This is a genomic window from Lachnobacterium bovis DSM 14045 (genome assembly GCF_900107245.1).
GTDB classification, from domain to species: Bacteria; Bacillota; Clostridia; order Lachnospirales; family Lachnospiraceae; genus Roseburia; species Roseburia bovis.
Genome location: NZ_FNPG01000025.1, coordinates 1 through 23,799, shown reverse-complemented (window position 1 = coordinate 23,799; position 23,799 = coordinate 1). Strand labels below are relative to the sequence as shown.

Sequence of the window (23,799 nt, the reverse complement as noted above, 5' to 3'; positions counted from 1 at the left end):
TATAGAGATTATAATTCCTACAAATATATCCCCCGAAAATTTGTTCCATTCTACCATTTTAAAGCATTAATGCTTGCAATTGCACATAATTTTTTTTATGATATAATCATTCTGATTTGAAAAATTTTTTAAATTTCAAATAAAAAATCGACCAAAATTAAGATAATGAATCAAAAAACAAGGGAAAATTTAACACACAAAAATCATTAAAAAAACAAAAGAATTTAGGAGGTGCACAAAATGACTCGAGCAGACAAATCTTTAAATTTATATTTAGTTTTTAAAGATATTTTTTTAATGACTGTTGCCACAATTATTATTGCTTCAGCAGTTTTCTTTTTTTTGTATCCAACTCAAGCTTCTGTTTCAAGTATAGTTGGTTTAGCAATTATTCTATCTCATGTAATAGATCTATCTGTAGCACAAATTACTATGATTTTGAATGTTGTGCTTTTAATTATAGGCTTTACCCTTTTCGGAAAAGAATTTGGTGCTAAAACAATCTATACATCAGTTTTATTACCAGTTGTTTTGGGAATTTACGAAAAAGTTTTTCCAAACTATAAATCTATAACCGGAGACAGTATTCTAGATATCACTGCATATATTTTACTTGTTAGTTTCGGTGCCGCAATTTTATTTAACGATAACGCTTCTTCAGGTGGACTTGATATCGTGGCAAAAATTTTAAACAGATACCTCCACATTGAACTTGGTCGTGCGATGTCAATTGCAGGTATTTGTGTTGCTTTATCTTCAGTTTTTGTTAGCAATTCAAAAATCGTCGTTTTATCGCTAATAGGAACTTACTTTAATGGTATCGTGCTTGACTATTTCATTTTTGGACAAAATATCAGACGTCGAGTTTGTATAATAAGTGATAAAAAAGATGAAATTAAAAACTTTATCGTAAACGAAATGAACTGTGGTGCTACAATTTACAAGGCTGTTGGTGCCTATAACGGCGAAAGTCGTGATGAATTAATCAGCATCGTAACCAAACATGATTACCAAATTTTAATCAATTTTATTGCTAAAACTGACCCTAGTGCATTTGTTACTGTATATACGGTTTCTGAAGTTTATGACACTCATCGACATCAGCGCTTTAATGTTCCTAGGAAATCATCTGAGAAATAAAAAATAGATATTAAAAAATCCAGATTACTGATTCTTTTAAAGATTTCACTAATCTGGATTATATTATTTTTGAAATTTTGATTTTGTTTTCTTGGTTTCATCCATATACGCCGCTGTAATTATACCTGATGGCAATGCAATCACTGCAACTCCGACTAATGCTGAGACCATAGTTAATAATCTTCCCGGAATCGTAACTGGTGAGATATCACCATAGCCAATTGTGGTAATCGAAATAGTTGCCCAATATAACGCATCAAAAAAATTATTAAATAGGTTTGGCTCAATTTGAAAAATAAACATTGCTGATGCTGTTATATACATCACTGTCAAAACTAAAACTGCCATCAACTGTTGTTTAACTTTTCTCATTACATTTTCTATAATAACCATTGTCTTTGAGTATCTCAACAGTTTTAGCACTCTAAATACTTTAAATATTCTAAACAACCCAATCGCATTTGAGCCTGGAAAAAATAGAGTAAATACAGGAACTATAGCCATCAAATCAATTATTGACATTGGAGTAAAAAAATGAGCAACATAAGCTTTGTAACATTTTATACCCATTTTATAATCTGCTGTGTAAAAACGCATTGCATAATCAAAGAGAAAAATTATTGCTGTTAAAATATCAATTGCCTCTGCGTAGACATTTGTTTTTTTCATAGTAAGGGGGACGAGACCAACCAATACCGTAACTAACATTAATTTATCATATGACAAACTAGCTACATCTTTTCCCTGCGAAACTTCTATAATCTCATACAATCTTTTCTTTTTTTCATCCATACCCGAGCTCTCCTTTTTCATTCTTAAAACTTAATTCAAAGATTTCTAATTCTAAAAACTAAATCTTTAATTCTTGATTTTTAAAAAATTATCTGAAAATCGCAAGAGCTCCTAGTATAGCCAAAACAAAACACAATACATTGCAAGAAATTATAAAAAAACTTTCTATAGGTTTTTTTTCAATTTTTACTCCATTATCATCTACTAATTGTGTTTTTTTTCTAAAACTTTCCATACACTGCACCTCAAAAAAATATTTTCACTATTAATTTTTTCGGATACAGTGTAATAAAACTAAACCTGATTTTCTATTCCATTTGATTAAACACTTCTTGATTTAATTCACCACATTGTTTTGCAACAATTGTTGTACAAACTGCATCACCTGTGATGTTTACAGCTGTTCTTGTCATATCAAGGATTCTATCAATACCCATGATAAGTGCAATACCTTCAACTGGTAATCCTACTGAGTTAAATACCATTGTTAAAGTTACAAGTCCAACACTTGGAATACCTGCTGTACCGACTGAAGCTAATGTAGCTGTAAAAATTACTGTAATCAAATCAACCAATGTTAAGTTCACATGATATGCCTGAGCAACAAAGATTACGGCTACACCTTGCATAATTGAAGTGCCATCCATGTTGATTGTTGCCCCAAGAGGAATAGTAAATGATGAAATTTTTCTAGATACACCCATTTTTTCTTCCAAAGTATCAATATTCAACGGAATAGTTGCATTTGATGTTGCTGTTGAAAATGCAAAAGCCTGAACTGGGAAAAATTTCTTAATAAATTTAAATGGATTAAGTCTTGTAAAGACAAATAACAATCCTTGATAAACTCCTAAGCACTGAATTCCTAACGCTATAAATACAGCTGCCATATATTTCACCATTGGTAACATAGCCGAAAAACCTAATTGTGAAAATGTCTTAGAAATAAGGCAAAAAACACCAACTGGCGCAACTGCCATAACCATCATTGTAAGTTCCATCATGATGTCATTAAACTGTGTAAAGAAGTTTGTTACAATTTGAACTTTATCTGATAACTTAGCTAAAATAATACCAATCAATAATGCAAAAAAGATAATCTGTAACATTTCTCCGTTTGCTAAAGCAGATACTGGATTTTCGGGAATAATATTCAAAAGAGTTTCTGCAACATTTACACCGCCTTTTGCAGTTTTTACTGTTGCATCCGCTTTGATTGCAGACATGTTTAAGTTTTTACCTGGATTGATGATACTTGCAGTTGTAAGTGCAACAGCAACAGCCATCATTGTTGTCATAATGTAAAATCCCATTGTTTTTACACCAACTTTACCAAGTGTCTTAGTATCTCCCATTGAAGATGCGCCACAAACTAATGAGGTAAATACAAGTGGAACTACTAACATTTTCATTCCTCTAATAAAACCTTGTCCTACAACTAAGAACACACCATTTATAACAAAATCATTAAAAAACTTATATATCATACGAAGTACATGATCATTTCCTTTATCGTACTTAGCCGATTTATTTACAACTGATAATAATTTTGTATTTTCAACAATACCATAATGTAAAACAACACCAAGAATTGCTCCTGCAATAAGCGCAATAAAAATCAGTGTAGTTAAGCCTATCTTTTTCTTTTCTTTATTTTGCATCTATGTTCTCCTTCCCTTTTGCTAAATAATCTGCCAACGCCTCTTTCCACTCTGGCATTTTGTATAAATTAGTGATTCTAAGCATCATATTGTCTAACAATGTATAATTTGGTCTTAATTTCAAACTATCTGACGTTGTTTCAACAGTAACATCTTTAATATTGGCCTGTCTTAAAATCTCTCTTGCAAACTCTGCTCTTGTACAACATCCTTCACATGAAGCATGAAAAATACCATATTCTGAAGTATTCATTAACACTTCTACAAATCCTGCTAATGCATCTGCGGAAGTTGGTGATGAAAACTCATTTTCTGGCAACAAAATCTTCTCATGATTTTTAGCTTTATCTAAAATTTCTTTAACAAAATCCTTCTTCACTCCATAAACCCATGAAGATCTAACAATTACATGCTTGTCAGTTAATTCAGCTACAAGTTTCTCTCCTGCTAATTTACTTTTACCATACATAGTAACTGGTTCTGGTGTATCAAACTCACATAACGCAGTCATGTCTTTACCGTTAAAAACATCATCTGTAGAAATCTGAATCATTTTAGCATCAAGCTTTCTAGCTGCAATTGCTAGATTTCTAGCTCCTAAAGCATTTACCTTATATGCTTCCTCTGGAAATTCTTCACATTTATTAACATCTGTTAAACCTGCACAATTTATAATTATTCCCGGGTGATTTCTATCTGCAAAACTTAATACCTGATCTCTATCCTCTACACGAACGCCTTCATCACTTACTAAAACTATATATTTTGTGTTAGATTTTAATCGTTCAACTAATGCACTACCTAAACGACCGCTAGCTCCAACAACCCATATTTTTGAACAATAGCTCATTTTAATTTCCTCCTTAAAAAATAAATTTCTTTTGCACATTTCATTTGCTGTTTTGCAAGTTATACACGCCAAACTTGCATATACATTTTTACTATGTTTTTATTTTGCAACTGTTTTTTACGCTAAACCTTGTATACAATTATACCATTTAATATATAAAAAAGCAATATCACTATTATTAATGCATTTTTATTTGAAAAAAGTACTCTTTTGAAACTTAAAAACATAATATTGTTACTTTTTGTTATGTGAAGCTTCCTTATTATATACATCTAAATAATTCGTTCAATTATAATTATAATTCTTTGAATTCAAAATTATGAACAATTTAGCTTTCAAAAATTCATTTACTTTATTGTGATAATGCAAAAAAGCCACCTCTTTTTCTATCTTTATCTGAATTATAATAAGGGGATAATTATGTTAATTCAGAATATTCCAGTAGAAAATTAAGTGGCTTTCATACTATATAGTTATTGATGTTTGTCTTATAATTAAAATTATATATGAACGTTTAAATACACAAAATTAATTTTATTATTTTTTTTTAATTATTTTTTTCTTTTTATTATTTATATTTTTTTAAATCTTTGGTAATATCTTTACCTTCGTATAGCAGTGCAGCTTCTTTTTCAGTTACTGCAACATCATATACTGCAATATCATCAAACTTCGTATTTCTACAATCTTCATCGTTCCAAATTGCTCCTGCTCCGACCATTACGTTATTGGCTTTTTGAATTGAATCAGACTTTGTTGAATCAAGGCATGATGAAATATCCTTTTCATCGTATACTATTAACTGACCATTTAAATATACTTTTATGCCATTATTGTTAACTGTGTAAATAACATGCTGCCATTTACCTCTCTGTAACAAATCTTTGGGTATTGCATCGGAATAATTATTAGCAGCATTAACTCTTCCGATTAAATTTGTTCCAATTCTTGTCATAGGATATTGTCCAAATGTTTTTTCTGTTGTAACCTGATCTGCTTCGAATAATGCACTATGTTCAAATGTATCTCCTGAAGCATTAACCCACATACTTACAGTAAAACCAGCTTGATTTACTTTTTTTAACGTATCGCTTGGAAGTGCTAGGTAATTGTTTCTTTTATCCTTTGGATTACTTTGCACCAATAAAACACGTCCTCTTTCTTTGTCTTTTACAACCTTCGTGTTACCTATAAGAGTGGCTTTCTCTTTATTTTGGGCACATTTTGAAACGGACACTTTATTTTTTTTCACTGATTTTTCAAAATCATAACCAACAATCTTAGATGCACGCTTATTAACTGTAACAACATATTTTTTTGTTTTTTGAATTTTTCCTTTACTAAATGTTGCCTTTAATGACACTTTCGTATCTTTTTTTGCACTTTTTACTACACCTGTATCAGAAATAATCTTAGGCTTATCTGATTTCCATTTTATGGAAATGCCCGAAACCTCATTTGGCAGTTTAATATTTTCTCTAGTCTGAGATGGCAATTTTTTATCTACAGCTGATATGGCTCTGTCAATTGCTTCTTCATCTGTCTGCTCAAATTTACTTCCCCAGACAGATTCATTATTATTGCCGATTGCTGTAAAAGTCATTACTTCTTTTCCATTGTCATTTTCCTGTTTAAAGAAAACACCTTTTGAAGTCACATTATTAATGTTTATTGTTATATAATCGCATTTTTGAGTATCTTCTTTTTTCCAGGTTCCAACAAGATCTCCGCTTATTGTTCCGTCTGCGTTCAAAGTAATGCTTTCTGTTGTCAGCATTGTTCCACTTGTTGCAGATGTTCCATGATTAATATATTCATACGTTCCTAATACTTCTTTTGTGTCATAGTGAGAGATTTTTTCATTTCTATTTTCATAAACAGCTGTAACTGGCCATTTATCCTGGTTCATAAACTGTTGACGTACTCTAATTTCATGGCCTTCTCCACGAAGTGGATCAGCAAATCTCTGATGTGAAACAAGATAATGATTTCCTGCTTCTGTAATTAATGCAGAATTATGTCCTGCTGCCTTATATCCTGGCTGGCCATAAAATTGATAATTTCCTATTAGTTTTATTCCATACTTACCACAATTTACGCCTGATTGATTGGCATTTCTTCCTGCTGCATCAAGATATGGTCCTGTAGGGTTTTCTGAGCGGAATAATCTCATATTATAACCACCTGATGCTGTCAATCCACCATATGTTTCATAAAAATAATAATATCCTGTTTCCTTATCATATTTTATGTATGGTCCTTCACCTGACTGATGATTTCCACCTGCGATATGTGTACCAAAATATCTGTCAACTACATTTTTAGATACAGGATCCACTGAATCTTTTCCTGGATAAACAGGCTCACCAGTACTTGGATTCAACTCTAAAATAAAGATTCCACCTGACCATGATCCATATGACATATACATTTTGTTATTATTTTTGTCAAAAAAGATATTTGGATCGATTGCATTTGGAGCATAATTATTATTCCAACTACCATCTTTATTAAAGCACTTGTCCGTGCTCATATCTTCAATAACGCCTTTGTCTACTAATTTTTTCAAATGTAGGTTATCAGTTGTCCAGGTTGTATCTTTTGTGCTGTTTCCATCATGTTCAACTTTTCCTGTGTTAGTAAAACCCGAATACATAATTGTGTCGACATACTTATAATCTCCATCAACCTTCTTAGAAACCATATATCCAATACATGATCTTCTCCAAGTTGAAGAAGTACAATAATACAACATATATGCACCTTTTGAGCCATCATCCCATGTGTACTGTGGATTATAAATCACATCCGGTGCCCATACTGCGTATCCATTTTTACAATCAGCATCATTTTTCCCTGCCCACTTAAAAGATTCTTTTAGGTTTTCATCAATATTTCCGTAAATTTTGTTATTACTAGCAGACTGATAATCTGACGATACCTGGGACCAATTGGCCAAATCAGTAGTTTTTGCAGTTGCAATATGTGATCCGAATGCATAAAAAGTTCCAGGATTGTTAGGATCTTCAAAAATAGATGGATCATGTACAGACGCTCTATTTATTTGTCCCGTAACCTTTTTTAGATTAACAGTTGAATCTGCTGCATTTACCATTTTTAACCCTCCCGGCAAACCTTCAACAGCCGTAACCGACATCACAGCAGTTAATGCTAACGCAACTTTGTTTACCATTTTTTTTCGCATGTTTAATTCCCTCCTCATAATTAAACATAAATCCTATGTTTTTTATTAAAAATTATCGTTAAACTTAAGTTTAATTTAGATATGATTAAACTATTTCTCATTGTCTTAAAACGATAACTCTTAATTAATAAATTATACTCAAACAATCCTATTGTCAATGGATATATCGCGCAATTATTTTTTTCTTAAGTTTTGCATAAAATATTTTATTATTATTTAAACACATTGCATAATAAAAAAAGCAGACATGTCATAATTACACATCTGCTTAAAAACTAATAAATTTATCATTTTTATCAATCCAACAAATTCGTTTCATTAACTGATTGTGACTCAAACGAAATCTTTATAATAGACTCTGAATACCAAGGATCATCATTGTATAGGCGGGACAATATTCTATTTGCAACCAACATACTTTGCTCATAATTACATCTTGATAACAAAATAATATATTGGTTTTTCTTAAATGTAGAAATCACATCGCCTTCTCTAAGAGATTCACGAATTGCCTGCTCTAAATCCGTTATGGCATTTGGATACAGATTTTCATCAAATTCCTCGACCTTAACTAAAAGGACTTGCGACTCTCTTTTATAACGTATACTTTCTGTAACCTCAATTTTATACATTTCCCTGAAAATAGGATAACTACATTCAAAAACTCCAATGTCTTGATTTTCTAAGGCTTCTATATATTCCATTGAAATTTCTTTACTTGTTTCATCTTTGTTTGTAACAATGAATTCCTTGTAAACCTTATCTAAAATGCCAGACGTCTTGATTTTCATCTTCTGTTCCATAACAATTTTAGCTTGTTCATAGCACTCCATAGCCAGGGAAATACTTCCCTTTCTTACGTAAGCTTTTATCAAATAACCATATAATAAATCATCAGAATTTTCAATTAGAAGCGCACTATGACACAACTCTTCAATCTCTTCGTACTGCTCCGTTATACAATAATACTCCGCCAAACCTCGAACTGCCGAAACGAACAAGTTATGATAAAAAGAATTTCTTATCGAAATCCAACTAGTATCTATATACTCCGGCATAAAATCACCTTTATAAAAAGTCAACGCTCTCTCATACATTTCAATTGCAGACTGCAAATCGCACTCTGATAAAGCCTCCGTAACAAGCTTTCCAAACTGCTCACCATCAAAGTTGACTTTAATTTCATCATTCCATTTATAAATATTATTCTTATGAATTACAAATATAATATCTCCAAATTTATTTTTTAATTTTGTTTGCAGACTATTAAAAATTTCTTCTATAGTTCGTGATGAAGAAAAAGCATCCTGATTCCAAAGTGCTATACTAAGTTGGACATCCATTAATCTTTTTTTTCTATTCAAAATCAAAAAAAGTAAAAGGCGTAATTCATCTCTATCATCTATATCTTTTTCTTTTAGAACCTTTCCATCTAACATCATATGAAAACGTCCTAATGTACTTACTGTCAACATAATTTCACTCTCCAATACATAATATTTGTATTTATACCCTAATTCTAACAGTTTTATTGTGACTTTTCAGTACATTTTATAATGTTTAAGAATAATTTCAGATATATTTTATCATCAACCAATTTACAATTTATTAGTCAGACTCTACTAATTATGATTTACTACTTATAATCTACTAGTTGCGATTTATTAGCTACGATCTGCCTCTCGGATTGCTTTATTTAAAGCATTTAACACCCTCTTTTTATCTGCACTCCAAAGCGGTGCTATTAAAAGTTTTTTAGGACCATCTCCTGTTATCCTGTGAACCACAATATCCTCTGGCAAAATTCTTAAACACTTAACGACCAAATCTACATATTCTTCTAAAGTAAAAACCTTAAACGGATTTTCTTCATATTCTTTAGCTAATTTAGTATTTTTTAAAACATGGAGCAACTGCAATTTAATCCCATCTAATTTAGGTGATAACTTTGCCAAATAAGAAACTGTTTCTAAAATATCTTTTTCACTCTCTCTTGGCAAACCCAAAATTACGTGCACGACCACCGTAACACCTATTTTTTTTAATTTTAAATATGCATTTTCAAAAACTGAAAGAGTATATCCTCTATTTATTCTCTTTGCAGTTTCCTCATGAATTGTCTGTAAGCCTAGTTCAACCCATACAGGCTTAATCTGATTCAATTCTTCCAGCATCTTTAAAATTTTATCATCTATACAATCTGGCCTAGTTCCAATTGACAATGCCACTATTTCATCTCGTTTTATTGCCTGCATATATATTTTTTTCAAAAAATCAACATCACCATATGTATTAGTAAATGATTGAAAATACGCAATGTATTTTCTATCCTCTACGGCAATTCTATTTGAAAACTTATTATTTACCCTTGCTTTTGCAACCTCAATTTGTTCATCAATCGGTATAAATGGAGCAGCAAAATCTCCTGAACCACCTTCTGAGCAAAAGGTGCATCCACCATAACTTATTTTACCGTCTCTATTAGGACAAGTGCACCCGCTTGTAAGCGAAATCTTATAAACTTTTGTATTAAATTGTTTTTTTAAACTTTGTGATAAACTTATAAATTCCATACTACCACCCTAAAAATTAATAAAATTTTTCTTGACTTTTTTTCTTTTAAAAGTGTATCATAGAGTCGTTACAAATCAAATAGGTATTTTGGTATAATTGGAAACACTTTGAACAACACAATTTATCTAAGTAAATTTTTTAAAGGAGAATATTTATGCCAAAAACAAAATTACAAGACATTTTTTTCACAGCACTTATGGCTTTTGTCATGGTTTATGCAATGATTTGCTATAACATATCGCTTGAAAAATCAGGATTATCTAATGATGTTTTCTTAATTGCCTTTCATGAAATCATAATCATGTGGCCAATTGCTTTTGTATTAGAATTCTTTTTAGTTGGAAAACTAGCAAAAGCGTTAGCATTCAAATTCGTATCACCTGAAGACAAACCAATTTTTATATTATTGGCAATTTCATCTATGATTGTATGCTTAATGTGCCCTATCATGAGTCTAATTGCAACTATTTTATTCAAACATGCAGGTGTGCAATTTATTGCTGTATGGTTGCAAACTAGCGTTTTTAACTTTCCAATGGCATTGTTCTGGCAGATTTTCTTTGCCGGACCACTCGTAAGATGGATTTTCAACTCATCATTATCACTAATTAACAAGAATTAATAATTCATTTTTTATTAGAGAATAATTGATTAATAATTATCTTTGTGCCATACTTATTTTATGGGAAAAAATATATTATTAATCGACAAACTTAATAAAACAAAGGAACTTTCAAAAGAAGAATTCATTTCTTTATTTGAAACATTTAATGATGAGGATATCGAATATGCACGCTCTTTAGCTTGCAAAATTCGAGATGAATGGTACGGAAAAAACATATTTCTTAGAGGACTAATCGAAATATCAAATTTTTGTAAAAACGATTGCCTTTATTGTGGTATTCGAAGAAGCAATTCTAATGCTGAAAGATATCGTTTATCAAAAGAAAACATTTTAGAATGTTGTGCTAAGGGATATTCTCTTGGTTATAGAACATTCGTATTACAAGGTGGGGAGGACTTATACTATACTGACGATATTTTATGCGATATTATTTCTTCAATTAAAGAACATTACCCGGACGTGGCAGTTACATTATCAATAGGTGAAAAAACTTATCAGCAATATAAAAAATATTTCGAAGCTGGCGCGGATAGATATCTACTTCGCCATGAAACTGCCAATGAATCTCACTATTATAAATTACATCCAAACTCTATGAGTTTTAAAAATAGAATTGAATGCCTTTATAACCTTAAAAAAATAGGTTATCAAGTTGGAACAGGATTTATGGTTGAATCACCATTTCAAACCCCTAAAACATTAGCTGAAGATTTTATTTTTATTAAAGAACTACAGCCTGATATGGTAGGAATTGGGCCCTACATCGTGCATCATTCAACACCTTTTGCAAATGAACAATCCGGTACTGCAAGGACTACATTATTTCTACTGGCTTTACTTAGAATAATGATTCCTAATGTATTGCTACCAGCAACAACATCACTTGGCACCATTGACCCTAATGGCCAAATCAATGGATTCTTGTCTGGAGCAAATGTAATGATGCCTAACTTATCACCCGCAAAAGTTCGAAAAAAATATTTATTATATGACAATAAACTATGTAGTGGGAACGAAGCCGCTGAATTTAAGGCTTCCCTTGTAAAGAATTTAAAAGAATATGGGTTTAGAGTTCTTGATTCTAGAGGAGATGTCGCTAAATATCCTTTTGTAGATTGTCTCCCTAAATAACTATTAAAAAATTAATTATCAAACAATTACACTGTTAAAATTTCGAAAAATAAAAAAACGCAAACACAAGTGTAAAAATAAAATATTCACTGCATAAAAATGGCTATCGCTGATGTTACGTCGCGATAGCCATTTTATCATGTTGCTCTATATTCATTCGGTACAATCGTATGTGAATATGATAGGGGATTGAAGTACAACTTTAAAGTGGATGTACTATAACATACGACGAACCGTAATGATCGGTTTGTAATTAACTGAACAATATGTAATACCTTTTCTAGAGTTTAAGGCACTTAATAATCTACCGTTACCAGCATAAATACCAACGTGTCCCTCGTAACAAACTACGTCACCAGGTTGCATCTCAGATGCTTTAACGGCCTTACCGTATCCTCTGATTGCAGCTGAACTATGTGGTAAACTCACTCCATATTTTGCAAAAACTTGCATTACATATCCGGAACAATCTATTCCGTTTGTTAAGCTAGTACCACCCCAGACATATCTGTTACCAACATATTGTTGTGCAAAAGACAATGCTGCCTGATTACCATGTGTTCTAGCGTATTCGGCTGCTGCGGCTTCTTCTTCAGCTTTTTTCTGTGCTGCCGCTGCTTCTGCCTCTTTTTGTAATCTATCTTTTTCTTCCTGTAATGTCTCTCCGTATGTATACTCTTTTGTAACATCTACAAACTCAGCCGAAACAAAGCCTTCCCCTGCAGGTGTATTTATTTTGACCCAACCTGTAACAGAATCATTCGTAATAACATACACTTCATTGATTCCAAGTAAACTAATTACTCTAGAATCTGTAGACGAATTCTCACGAAGTTTTAAAGTTTCAGTTTTAACCTTGGCTGTCTTCTTTGCTGCGCTTTCTAGTAATGATTTGTCGCTTTTTAAACAGTCACTCTTAACATAACCTGTTAAATTTCTAGATATGACCTTAGCCCATCCTTTCTTATTAGAAATAATTTCAACTAGGTTATTATTATAAAGCTTTCCAACTTCTTGTGATTTGTCATCATTATTTTGATAAACAATAACCTTATCACTTGTTTGTACCACTGCTGCTGATTTAACACTTTCTCTAGGAGTCTCAATACTGTTGCTGTCCTTACCATCTAATGTTGATGAGACTGCAAGAGAAAAGCCTGCAATTGGTAATTTCTCTTGTGTTACATTTGTAGAACTTGTCTTCTTAGATGTCGTTGCTGCATTTACATTTGCTACATTAAAGCATCCAAGTGTAACCGAAGCTGCAATAATACAAGTCGCTACTCTTGTCGTTTTTCTGAACATTATATCCTCCAAAATCAAGTATTTCTTTCAAAATGTTACAAATATATTACATTTATTACGAAAATAATAATATCATACCCCTTTGCTTATGTCAACAAATCTTTAGAAATATTATATTTTTACAATGAAATTAATACTTTTTTATATTTCTTTACATTAATTTTCTATTATATAATCTTTGTTTTATTATTTTTTACCTTATTTTTAGATTAATTTACTTAATTTTTATAATAAATTTATAAAATATTTATTTTTATTATTTTCATATTTATTCTCATATCTAAATATGCTAATATGTTAATTATGAAAAAAATACCTAAAAAAAATATTATTAGCTACATTAAATTAATATTAATTTTTATTGCGATTTGTATGTTTCTACATTTCACAAAAATAGGATGCCCTATTAAATTTCTAACTGGAATTTCATGTCCTGGTTGCGGAATGACTCGTGCATGGTTATCTGTTTTGCATTTTAATTTTTCAGATGCTTTTTATTATCATCCATTGTTTTGGATCGTACCGATTGTTCTTCTTATAGAAATTTTTAAGGAAAAAATTCCTAAAAAATTATACAAATATTTGATGTTTTTTAATACAACACTTATACTTGTAGTTTATATTATTAGATTATTGGATAATAATAACCCGATTGTAAGTATAAATATAGACAGAGGTGTTTTTTTTAAAATTTATATTTATATCAGGAGGAATATTTTATGTATTTAGAAGAAAACAGAAATGCACTAGTTGCTATTTTACTCGGTTTTGTAACTTGTGGAATTTATACTTTAATTGTTTACAGCAGAATTGCAAACGACACAAACATTATTTGTGCTGGTGATGGTGAAAAAGATTGTGCTGGAATAGGTATGTTTATTCTTTTAACTATCCTTACTTGCGGAATCTACTCAGTATATTGGTTTTACAGAGTAGGTGACAGATTACAAAGAAACGGTGAAAGATACAATGTATATATTGGAGAATCTGGTATTGTTTACCTTCTTCTTTGTTTCATTCCATTTGGTAGTATTATCAATTTAGTTTTATTGTTCAAAAACTTAAATAGTCTTTCAATCGCATATAACCAGGGATTAAACAACATGAATAACCAAAAAATGTTCTAATATTGCTATATATAAGAACAATTTTACACTACTTTAAATAAAGGCTATAGATTATGAATTGAGTTTGCCTCATCTTCATTTTCTATAGCCTCTTTATTTTTTGTTATGCGTTTTATGTTTATGTTTTGTTTTATTTGTTATTCTATTAATTCCTATAATTTAAATCATTTTAGAATATACCAGAAAAATTTATCGCTGTATCTACGTCCAAATCTATTTCTTTTATTGCCGGAATAAATTCAAATTTATTTACATCAAACAATCCCTTATCCGTAATTTTTATTTCAGGTATTACCGGAAGGGCCATAAATGCCAAGGACATAACTCCATCAACCCCTTCTTTTACACCTACTTGTGTCTTTATTGTTTTGTACAACTTATCAAGCTTATCCATGACAATCTCTCCACTCTCTTCACTCATCAAGCCTCCGACTTTAAGAGAAATTGAATCACATACCTCATTATTTTTACTAACTACAACTCCACCTTCCTGTTCGATTAATTTATTAACTGCATACTCAATTTCCATATTACTCGTACCTACTACAATAATATTATGCGAATCATGAGCAATTGTCGATGCGATAGCTCCATTTTTTATTCCAAATCCTCTTAAATATCCTACTCCAACATTACCTGTCCCATGATGTCTTTCAATTACAGCTACCTTAGCAACATCGTCACTTTCATTAAAAAGAAAATCGCCTTTTTCATCAGTTTTTATAAAAGCTTGCCCTTTTGATGTAACAATACTACCTGGTGTCAAATCTATTGTAGTCGTTTTAACGGTTGTATTTTTAGGCTCTATCCTTAATTTTTCAATTGAAAAATCTTTAACGTGGACACTTCCTTCAACGTTATTGCATTTTAGTCTTTCTACTTTACGTAAATATTTTCCTTCATGTGCTACGTGCTCACCTTCTATAAAAACATCCTTCATATTAAATTCTTTTAAATTATTAACTAAACAAATATCTGCTCTTTTCCCAATAGCTATTGCGCCTCTATCTTTAAGGCCATAGCATTCTGCCGCATTGATAGTTGCCATTTGAATTGCAATAATTGGATCAATATTTTCTTCTACACATATTCTTAGGTGTTCATCTAAATCGCCTTTTTTTAAAATAGAAACCGGTTGACGATCGTCCGAGCATAATAAACATCTTTTGGAATTTTGAGGTGTAACTCCTTTTAATAAATTTCTTAAATCTTTACATGCTGAGCCCTGTCTTAAAAGAACATACATACCTTTTCTGAGTCGTTCTCTCATTTCTTCAACAGTCTGACATTCGTGATCCGTTTCTATACCAGCTGCAATATAAGCACTAAGTTCGTTTCCTTTCATTCCTGGCGCATGCCCATCTATAGTAACTTTAGCATCTAGAGAATATTTTATTTTTTTTAGTACTTCCTCGTCTCCATTTAGAACACCAGGAGCATTCATAAATTCTCCAAGCCCTATAACTCTATCATCCTTTAAAAACTCTTTTACACCATTTGCGTCTAAAACCGCACCACTATTTTCAAATGGTGTCGCAGGTACGCATGAAGGAATCATATATTTGACATCTAATACTGCTAATTCACTTGCATCAAGTATGTATTTCATTCCTTCTTTTCCGCATACATTAACTATTTCGTGTGGATCGGCAATAATTGTAGTTGTACCATGAGGTACGACCAATCTAGAAAATTCTTCTGGCGTAACAAAAGATGATTCTATATGAATATGCCCTTCTATTAACCCAGGGATAGCATAGTTTCCGTTAGCATCGATAACCTTGTAGGCTTGTAGTTCTTCGTTTTTCGTTTCCTCTGAACTTGCTGATTTTTCTGTTATTTCTGAGCTTGCTACATTTTCTGTTTCTTGGTATCTTACATCTTTTTCTTCCTCTTTGTTTTCTATCTCTTCCACATCTACAATTACACCATCTGTTACATATATATTTGCTTTATAAACTTCACTTGTTAAAACATTTACTAAATTACAATTTCTTATTAATAAATCTGCTTTTTCTTTTCTATTAGCTGTATCAATTAATTTTTTAAGTTTTTCGATTCTCATTTTTCTCTTCCTTGCTTTCTTCTTTCATAAGTATTTTATAAGTATTTCTATTTTGTAAATATTTTTACATAAGCGATATTTATGTTGTGCATCACGCTTACTTATATTGTCATCTATTATGAATGATAAATCAAAATTATGCAAGATTTTTTTATTCTTATTCTCTTTTAAATATTCATATCTTTTCTTTGGGTAAAAAAAATCCCATAGAAATATGCTACTTTCACGCATAACGCCATTTTCGCATAAATCCATGGAATTTCCTTACATATATTCTACGGTTACCAACCATATCATTTAATAATAAATTTAATACTTATTCTAAACTAGCCACCAAGCTCTATCATTTTATCAATACAATTCTTTGCTTTAGTTCTTACTTCATCATCAATAAAAATCTCTTTTCCTCCGACACCTTTGATTGTATTATAAACATCCATAAGTGTTGTAGCTCTCATATTAGGGCAGACACATTCTTTAGATAATGAATAGAACATTTTATCTGGGCACTCATACTGTAAATGATGAACAATGCTGTTTTCTGTACCAATTACGAATTCTTTTTTGTCACTTTTTTTAGCGTAGTTCATTATTCCTGTTGTTGATCCAGCATAATCAGCCTCATTTGTAACCTCTTCTAAACACTCTGGATGTACTAGAATTTCTGCATTTGGATGAATTTCTTTTGCACGCTCAATATCTTTTTTTGTAATTCTAAGATGAGTTGGACATCCACCGTGGAAGAATTTAAATTCTTTTTCAGGAATCTGTTTTTGAACCCAACTTCCTAAATTGCAGTCTGGAATGAATAATATTTTATCATTTTTAATATTTTTTATAATTTCTACTGCTGATGAAGATGTAACACAAACATCTACGGCAGTTTTTAATTCCGATGTTGTGTTAATATATGCAACAATAGTGTAATCTGGGTACTGTTCTCTTAAAGCTTCCACTTGTTCCTTATCCATTTGATTTGCCATTGGACACAATGCATTTTCATTTGCTATAAAAACTCTCTTTTCTGGTGAAAGTACTTTAACTGTTTCCGCCATGAAACGTACACCACACATAACAACATTTTTTTGAGGCGCATCCTTTGCTTTTAAGCTAAGACCATATGAATCTCCCACATAATCTGCCACTTCTAAAATTTCGTGATTCTGGTAGGCATGCACCAAAAGACATACATCTTTTTCCTTCTTTAACTCTATAATTTTATTTTGCAACTCTTGTATAGTCATAATTCTCTCCCATTTAATAATAATTAGTTTTTTATTATTTTATTTCTAAAACAAATAATTCTTACTATTTTTGTAGTTTTACTGTTTTATTTTTTGTTAAAAACGATTTATCTAGTTAATTTTCTTGTTGTTATTTCTACTTGTTTAGCTACAAACGCTAATCTAGAAATTAATTAATTTTCATTATAAAAAAATGATTTACAGCTGTCAAGACAAATGTAAATATTTTATTTTACAGCTGTCTTGTCAGTCGACAAAAAATATGATACACTTTTACTCAAATAACAAGTACGTTGTTATACGCGCTTGCAAATCCAAGAAGAAAGAAGATTATAAAAATGAAAACTGATATTTTAATAGTTGGTAGTGGATGTTCTGGATTATATGCAGCTCTTCAGCTACCTAGAGACAAAGAAATAACAATTATAACTAAATCTGATTGTGAAAGTAGTGATTCATTTTTAGCTCAAGGTGGAATTTGCATGCTTAAAAATGATGCTGATTATGAAAGCTATTTTGAAGATACAATGAAAGCCGGTCACTATGAAAACGATGAAAAATCTGTTGATATTATGATTCGTTCATCTCAAGATACTATAAAAGACTTGATTTCTTATGGTGTTGATTTTCAAAGAGATAAAGACGGTAATCTTGCATTTACACGAGAAGGTGCTCATTCTGATAAGCGAATTCTTTTCCACAAGGATATCACAGGAAAAGAAATCACAAGAAAACTTTTGGCATGTGTAAGAAAGCTTCCAAATGTTAAAATTTACGAATATACAACCTTAATTGATATTATTGAAAAAAATAATATTTGTTATGGCGCCGTATGTCTTCAAGAAGATGGTGATATTTTTACAATTGAAGCTGATGCAACTATACTTGCAACAGGTGGAATTGGAGGTCTTTACAAGCACTCAACTAACTTTAGACATTTAACTGGAGATTCTCTTGCAATTGCTTTAAAACATAACATTGAGTTAAAAGATATTGATTATATTCAAATCCACCCAACTACTTTTTACAGCAAGGATAATACCAAACGTTCATTCTTGATTTCAGAATCTGTTCGAGGCGAAGGTGCAAAACTATATGACAAAAACATGCATCGTTTTGTCAACGAATTATTACCTCGTGATGTAGTTGCAAATGCTATTTTTGAGCAGATGAAAAAAGATAAAACTGAATTTGTTTGGGAGGATTTACGTCCAATACCTTCAGATGAGTTAGAATCACATTTTCCAAATATTGTAGCTCACTGTAAAGAAATGGGATATAATCCTGAAAAAGAATGTATTCCTGTTGTTCCTGCACAGCATTACTTCATGGGTGGTGTCAAAGTTAATCACGAAAGCAAAACATCTATGGAACAGCTTTATGCTGTCGGCGAGACAGCTTGTAATGGTGTTCATGGAAAAAACAGATTAGCAAGCAATTCTCTTCTTGAAAGCTTAGTTTTTGCCAAACGTGCCGCAAAAGATTTAACTTTATCATATTCGAATTTAAAGAAGAATCCTACTTATGTTGCTAACATCAACTTAGAAAAATACAATGATTTAGCAGCTCTTAAAGAGGAATACAAAAATATTATTTTACAAGAAATAAAACGAAAGAAAGAAAAAATGCTTACAGCATAACGGAGGACAACAATGTTTGAAAAAAGTACACTAAAATTAAATATCGATCCTTTAATCATTCAAGCGTTACGCGAAGATATATCTGATGAAGATGTGACAACTAATGCTATTTTACAGGGAAAAGAAGTAAAAGGTGAAGTAGACCTTATCTGTAAAGAAGATGGTATTATCTGTGGTTTACAGATTTTTGAAAGAGTTTTTAAATTATTAGACGAAGATACTACTGTTGAGTTTTTCGTAAAAGATGGTGATTTTGTAAAAAACAAAACTCTTATGGCTAAAGTTCATGGTGATGTTAAAGTTCTTTTATCTGGAGAGCGTGTTGCACTCAACTATCTCCAGAGAATGAGTGGTATTGCTACTTACACTCACTCTGTTGCTAAATTATTAGACGGAACCTCAATTAAATTGTTAGATACAAGAAAAACTACCCCTAACAATAGAATTTTTGAAAAATACTCTGTTACTGTCGGTGGCGGAAATAATCATCGCTACAACTTATCTGACGGAGTTCTTTTAAAAGATAATCACATTGATGCTGCTGGTAGCGTTACAAATGCTATCAAATTAGCTCGCGATTATGCTCCTTTTGTTAGAAAAATTGAAGTTGAAGTTGAAACATTAGATATGGTTCGTGAAGCAGTTGCTGCAAAAGCTGATATCATTATGCTTGATAACATGTCACATGATGTTATGAAAGAGGCCGTACAAATTATTAATGGTTCAGCTGAAATTGAAGTTTCTGGAAATGTTACAAAAGAAAACATTGCCAAACTTGCCGATTTAGGTGTAAATTATATATCTAGTGGTGCGCTTACACATTCTGCACCAATTATGGATATTTCATTAAAAAATCTTCGTACACTATAATTTTTAATGTTATAATAACATGTATTGTAGTGAATTAATCGCGAATTAATTTTTTTTATGAATTTATTTTACGAAAGGGGGCATTGTTTGTGACTGGAAATGAACGAAGGCAACTAATCCTAGAAGAATTACAAAGCTCAAAAACGCCTATCTCAGGCGGTGCCTTCGCAAAATTATTAAAGGTTAGTCGTCAAATAGTTGTACAAGATATTGCTTTGATGCGTGCCCATGGAATAGATATACACTCAACAAATAAAGGGTATGTCATCAGTAAATCTGGTATAGCTAAAAGAGTATTCAAAGTTATTCATTCTGATGAGGAAGTTGAAGAAGAATTAACTATGATAGTTGATTTAGGTGGAAAAATAAAAGACGTTTTTGTTTATCATAAAGTATATGGTTTATTAAAAGCTGAGCTTAACATTCGTTCACGCCTGGATGTCAACCGATACATGGATGAAATTCATTCAGGTAAATCAACTCCTCTTAAAAATATTACTTCTGGATATCATTATCATACTATTGAAGCTGATGATGAATCAATTCTTAATTTAATAAAGGATGCCTTGGCAAAAAGAGGTTTTCTCGCAAAATTACAGGATTACGAACCAGTTGATTTTTGGAAAGATTAAAAAACTTTAAATTATTTAATATCAATAATTTAAAACGATTAATAACTATTGATTACTATGAAAAAGGACTATGAAAAAAAATTTCATAGTCCTTAATTTATTTGTAACCATTTTTAGTTTACTTTAAACTTTCCGACAGCTTTACTTAATTCATCGGAGATGCAGGTTGCTTTTTCTGCCTCAGTATTAATATCTCCTATATTTCCTGTAACATCTAAAGCTTTATTCGCTGCATCGTTTATATTACTAGTTGATTCTCTTACCTTGTCATTTACGGTACTTGTATGATTTTTTATCTCATCAATGTCACTTTGAACATTTGTACTCATTTCTTCAAATTTGGTCATAATATCATCAACATATTCTGCACTCTCAGTATCACCTTTTTTTGCTTCTTCAAAATCTTTACCATCTATACTTGCTCCGACTGTAGCTGCCATATTTTTAGTATTTTCCAACATCTGCTCAACAAGAAGAGAGCGTGCTTTCTTGTAAAATATGACTCCTATAAAAACATCAGAAACCAATAGCAACGCTGAAACCAATAAAAAAATCCTTGTAGCCATTGAAATACGTCTTACTCTCATCAAAAACATCCTAACACATATCACAGAACAAAGCTTTCGCTATGTTTTTCGGCTAATTTTAAAGAATTGACATTGTATTCTTTAACAAGCTGTATTAAGTTTTTGTGAAATTTCTTATTTTTTAATGAAGTTTTTTAGGGTACGTTTTATCTTTCTATGAACTCTTTTATCTTTCTAAAATCTCCATCCATTATCTTATAATCAGCTATAATTTTCTCCTCATCTAAAATTGGAGTTGAAATATCCTGATGAATATAAATTCCATGTAAATTTGCCTTTGCGGCACCTGACATATCTGAAATATAATCATTTCCAATCATGACCGTTTTATCAGGATCTAAATCATATTTTTTTATTGGAATCATAAAATATTCTTTATCTGGTTTACATATTTCATAATCAGAACTAATAAAAACATCATCAAAATATTTATCTAATCCAAACATTTTTATCTCGTTTAAAGTAAACAAACTCTGCGCATTTGATAAAAGTATTATTTTTTTATTATTTTCTTTTAAATAATCAAGTAATTCATATACTCCATCATAAAGCTCAATTAAGCTCGTTGATACACTTCTAAATGTTGCGGCGATGTGTTTAATTTTCGATTCAGAAATATCATCAACTTTTTTGTAAATGAATAGTTTCTTAAAGACTTTACCTAAATCAATATCAATATATTCTCTGTCTTCAAATCGCCTCTTTACATCAGCCTTTTCCTCTTGTACAAACTTGTGATACATTTCTTTTAATTCGGTATTGCTGTACTCTGCACCTTCATATCCGTAAAGGATTCTAATTGTATTCCATAGTTTGTCATCATCTTCATTGGTACGAATATCGATTAATGTGCCATATAAATCGAATAAAAAGTTGTCATAGTTTTTCATTGTTTTTACTCCATTTCTTACCTTTATTCTTCCCTTTAGCTGATATTTTTAGATATAATACTATCTTTTCCTCAAAATACATTAATCGATATAAGCATACCATATTGTGTTTTTTTATTCTATATTGTATTTTTTTTATTGTGTTTTTTATTCCATATTGTATTTTCTTCTATATAAGCGCTAGCAGATTTCGACAAAAATCTTATTTCTCACTTATCAACTGTTCTACAAATTTTTCAACTTTATTCATATCCGCTGTTGGTTCAAAACGTGCAACAACTTCACCTTTACGATTAATGACAAATTTTGTAAAATTCCACTTGATTTCAGAGTTATTCTTATAGTCTTTGTCAATTTTCTTAAGCATAACTCCCATTGCAAGTGCTTTGGGACCTTTGCCAAAACCTTCGAATCCTTTTTGTTCTTTTAAAAACTTAAATAATTCAATGGCGTTTTCACCATTAACATCTGATTTTTTCATTTGTGGAAATTGAGTATTATATTTCAATGTACAAAACTCATGAATCTCCTCATCCGTTCCTGGTGTTTGACCTGCGAACTGATTACAAGGGACATCGATAATCTCAAAGCCTGCATCATGATATTTTTCATACATAGCCTCCATTGGTTCATAATGTGGTGTAAAGCCACAGCCTGTTGCTGTATTTACCACCATCACAACTTTACCCTTATAATCACTCATCTTTACTTCTTCTCCGTTCACATTTGTAACTGATAAATCATAAAATCCCATATTTTTCCTCCATTTCTCGAATCCTTTTTCTTGAAGTTTATATCGAATTTTTTTGAAGTTTTTCAAATTCTCTATTAACTTCTTTTCAATTTTTTTCATTCTTACATTCTTTCCTGGATTCTGTAACTTGTTGTTCTCGTTTTCCTTTTGAATTTTCATGCACTATATAACAATTGTTGTACATCGATTGTCATATATCAATTGTACGCAATTGATTTTAACACAATCTTTTCTTTTGTCAACATAGTTTGCAATTATTTTATACTTTTTTAATAAATTCCATATTTTTGAACTAAAAAAGAGCACATACACTGTACCGACCCCCAAAAGTTAGACCAAAAATCTAACTTTTGGGAGGTCGGTGTTTTTATGGTAAAATATGATTTTGAATTTAAGAAAAAGGTAGTCCTAGCATACCTCAAAGGTGAAGGCGGAAGGAACTTTTTGGCAGAAAAGTATGGTATCGCAAGTTCACAGCATATCATCGAATGGGTTAATAATTACAATAAGTTTGGTGATGATGGTCTGAAACGATCTCGAAAAAAAGAAAGTTATTCTTTCGAGAAGAAGCTTTCTGTTGTAGAATTATATTTATCAAGTGAAATCTCATATCAGGATTTAGCTCTGCAAGAAGGAATAACAAATCCCAGTATGATTGCAAACTGGGTTAATCGCTTTCGAGCTGCTGGACCTGATGCGTTGAGATC

At 31.1% G+C, this 23,799-nt stretch carries 22 protein-coding genes; 9 read left to right on the top strand and 13 right to left on the bottom strand.

The genetic code is table 11. The annotated features are described in order from the left end of the window. Window positions 1–240 precede the first annotated feature (240 nt). Window positions 241–1,140, top strand: a complete 900-nt coding sequence (locus BLV79_RS09835; protein ID WP_074718563.1) for a YitT family protein — start codon at window positions 241–243, stop codon at window positions 1,138–1,140. 63 nt (window positions 1,141–1,203) lie between these two features. Here BLV79_RS09835 and BLV79_RS09830 read toward each other — a convergent pair whose 3' ends face one another. The 7 genes from BLV79_RS09830 to BLV79_RS09805 form a co-directional block, all read right to left on the bottom strand. After that, the gene (locus BLV79_RS09830) at window positions 1,204–1,932 is read right to left on the bottom strand and encodes an ion transporter (RefSeq protein ID WP_074718561.1); all 729 of its coding nucleotides are present in this window, start codon (window positions 1,930–1,932) and stop codon (window positions 1,204–1,206) included. Between the two features lie 88 nt (window positions 1,933–2,020). After that, window positions 2,021–2,167: a hypothetical protein gene (locus tag BLV79_RS12790; RefSeq protein ID WP_159429349.1), complete on the bottom strand. Its 147-nt coding sequence runs from the start codon at window positions 2,165–2,167 to the stop codon at window positions 2,021–2,023. A gap of 73 nt (window positions 2,168–2,240) precedes the next feature. Beyond that, window positions 2,241–3,593, bottom strand: a complete 1,353-nt coding sequence (locus tag BLV79_RS09825) for a dicarboxylate/amino acid:cation symporter (protein ID WP_074718559.1) — start codon at window positions 3,591–3,593, stop codon at window positions 2,241–2,243. Further along, window positions 3,583–4,443, bottom strand: a complete 861-nt coding sequence (gene rfbD / locus BLV79_RS09820; protein ID WP_074718557.1) for a dTDP-4-dehydrorhamnose reductase — start codon at window positions 4,441–4,443, stop codon at window positions 3,583–3,585. The genes BLV79_RS09825 and rfbD overlap by 11 nt, the downstream gene beginning before the upstream one ends. A gap of 568 nt (window positions 4,444–5,011) precedes the next feature. Further along, window positions 5,012–7,648, bottom strand: coding sequence for a lipocalin-like domain-containing protein (locus tag BLV79_RS12785; RefSeq protein WP_074718555.1), 2,637 nt, complete (start codon window positions 7,646–7,648; stop codon window positions 5,012–5,014). A gap of 296 nt (window positions 7,649–7,944) precedes the next feature. Beyond that, window positions 7,945–9,123 carry a bacterial transcriptional activator domain-containing protein gene (locus BLV79_RS09810; protein WP_074718553.1) on the bottom strand — a complete coding sequence of 393 codons (1,179 nt, stop codon included), beginning with the start codon at window positions 9,121–9,123 and terminating at the stop codon, window positions 7,945–7,947. 189 nt (window positions 9,124–9,312) lie between these two features. Next, a complete protein-coding gene (locus tag BLV79_RS09805) occupies window positions 9,313–10,221 on the bottom strand; it encodes a tRNA modification radical SAM protein MnmL/YtqA (RefSeq protein WP_074718551.1) in 909 nt (302 codons plus the stop codon). A 155-nt stretch (window positions 10,222–10,376) separates the two neighbouring features. On the opposite strand from BLV79_RS09805, the gene BLV79_RS09800 reads away from it, so the two are divergent. Further along, window positions 10,377–10,844 (top strand): DUF2798 domain-containing protein, encoded by a 468-nt coding sequence (locus tag BLV79_RS09800; RefSeq protein ID WP_074718549.1) that lies wholly within the window; start codon window positions 10,377–10,379, stop codon window positions 10,842–10,844. A 60-nt stretch (window positions 10,845–10,904) separates the two neighbouring features. After that, entirely contained in the window at window positions 10,905–11,978 is a 1,074-nt protein-coding gene (hydE, locus tag BLV79_RS09795) for a [FeFe] hydrogenase H-cluster radical SAM maturase HydE (RefSeq protein WP_074718547.1), read from the top strand. Between the two features lie 216 nt (window positions 11,979–12,194). On the opposite strand, the gene BLV79_RS09790 is transcribed toward hydE, so the two are convergent. Continuing rightward, complete coding sequence (locus tag BLV79_RS09790) at window positions 12,195–13,283, bottom strand: C40 family peptidase (RefSeq protein WP_083354542.1); 1,089 nt, start codon at window positions 13,281–13,283, stop codon at window positions 12,195–12,197. A gap of 294 nt (window positions 13,284–13,577) precedes the next feature. On the opposite strand from BLV79_RS09790, the gene BLV79_RS13365 reads away from it, so the two are divergent. Continuing rightward, window positions 13,578–14,012, top strand: coding sequence for a DUF2752 domain-containing protein (locus BLV79_RS13365; protein ID WP_083354541.1), 435 nt, complete (start codon window positions 13,578–13,580; stop codon window positions 14,010–14,012). Next, window positions 14,003–14,410, top strand: a complete 408-nt coding sequence (locus tag BLV79_RS09780; protein ID WP_074718545.1) for a DUF4234 domain-containing protein — start codon at window positions 14,003–14,005, stop codon at window positions 14,408–14,410. The genes BLV79_RS13365 and BLV79_RS09780 overlap by 10 nt, the downstream gene beginning before the upstream one ends. Window positions 14,411–14,579: 169 nt before the next feature. Here the strand turns inward: BLV79_RS09780 and ade are convergent, their stop codons facing one another. Both ade and nadA read right to left on the bottom strand, forming a co-directional pair. Continuing rightward, window positions 14,580–16,475: an adenine deaminase gene (gene ade, locus BLV79_RS09775; RefSeq protein WP_074718543.1), complete on the bottom strand. Its 1,896-nt coding sequence runs from the start codon at window positions 16,473–16,475 to the stop codon at window positions 14,580–14,582. 326 nt (window positions 16,476–16,801) lie between these two features. Then, on the bottom strand, window positions 16,802–17,719 hold the full coding sequence (nadA, locus tag BLV79_RS09765; RefSeq protein ID WP_074718539.1) for a quinolinate synthase NadA: 918 nt from the start codon (window positions 17,717–17,719) through the stop codon (window positions 16,802–16,804). Window positions 17,720–18,057: 338 nt separating this feature from the next. Here nadA and BLV79_RS12900 point away from each other — a divergent pair, with 338 nt between their 5' ends. The 3 genes from BLV79_RS12900 to BLV79_RS09755 all read left to right on the top strand — a co-directional run bounded on the left by BLV79_RS12900 (window position 18,058) and on the right by BLV79_RS09755 (window position 20,861). Beyond that, entirely contained in the window at window positions 18,058–19,359 is a 1,302-nt protein-coding gene (locus BLV79_RS12900; protein WP_200795895.1) for an L-aspartate oxidase, read from the top strand. Window positions 19,360–19,371: 12 nt separating this feature from the next. Beyond that, window positions 19,372–20,229: a carboxylating nicotinate-nucleotide diphosphorylase gene (gene nadC / locus BLV79_RS12895; protein WP_173335897.1), complete on the top strand. Its 858-nt coding sequence runs from the start codon at window positions 19,372–19,374 to the stop codon at window positions 20,227–20,229. Between the two features lie 89 nt (window positions 20,230–20,318). After that, complete coding sequence (locus tag BLV79_RS09755) at window positions 20,319–20,861, top strand: transcription repressor NadR (RefSeq protein WP_074718537.1); 543 nt, start codon at window positions 20,319–20,321, stop codon at window positions 20,859–20,861. A gap of 113 nt (window positions 20,862–20,974) precedes the next feature. Here the strand turns inward: BLV79_RS09755 and BLV79_RS09750 are convergent, their stop codons facing one another. The 3 genes from BLV79_RS09750 to BLV79_RS09740 all read right to left on the bottom strand — a co-directional run bounded on the left by BLV79_RS09750 (window position 20,975) and on the right by BLV79_RS09740 (window position 23,092). Next, complete coding sequence (locus BLV79_RS09750) at window positions 20,975–21,448, bottom strand: hypothetical protein (protein ID WP_074718535.1); 474 nt, start codon at window positions 21,446–21,448, stop codon at window positions 20,975–20,977. A 146-nt stretch (window positions 21,449–21,594) separates the two neighbouring features. After that, window positions 21,595–22,338 (bottom strand): HAD family hydrolase, encoded by a 744-nt coding sequence (locus BLV79_RS09745; RefSeq protein WP_074718533.1) that lies wholly within the window; start codon window positions 22,336–22,338, stop codon window positions 21,595–21,597. A gap of 202 nt (window positions 22,339–22,540) precedes the next feature. Then, on the bottom strand, window positions 22,541–23,092 hold the full coding sequence (locus BLV79_RS09740) for a glutathione peroxidase (RefSeq protein WP_074718611.1): 552 nt from the start codon (window positions 23,090–23,092) through the stop codon (window positions 22,541–22,543). A gap of 369 nt (window positions 23,093–23,461) precedes the next feature. Here BLV79_RS09740 and BLV79_RS09735 point away from each other — a divergent pair. Next, window positions 23,462–23,799 (top strand): helix-turn-helix domain-containing protein (locus BLV79_RS09735; protein WP_143470249.1); only part of this gene is annotated, 338 nt, incomplete at its 3' end.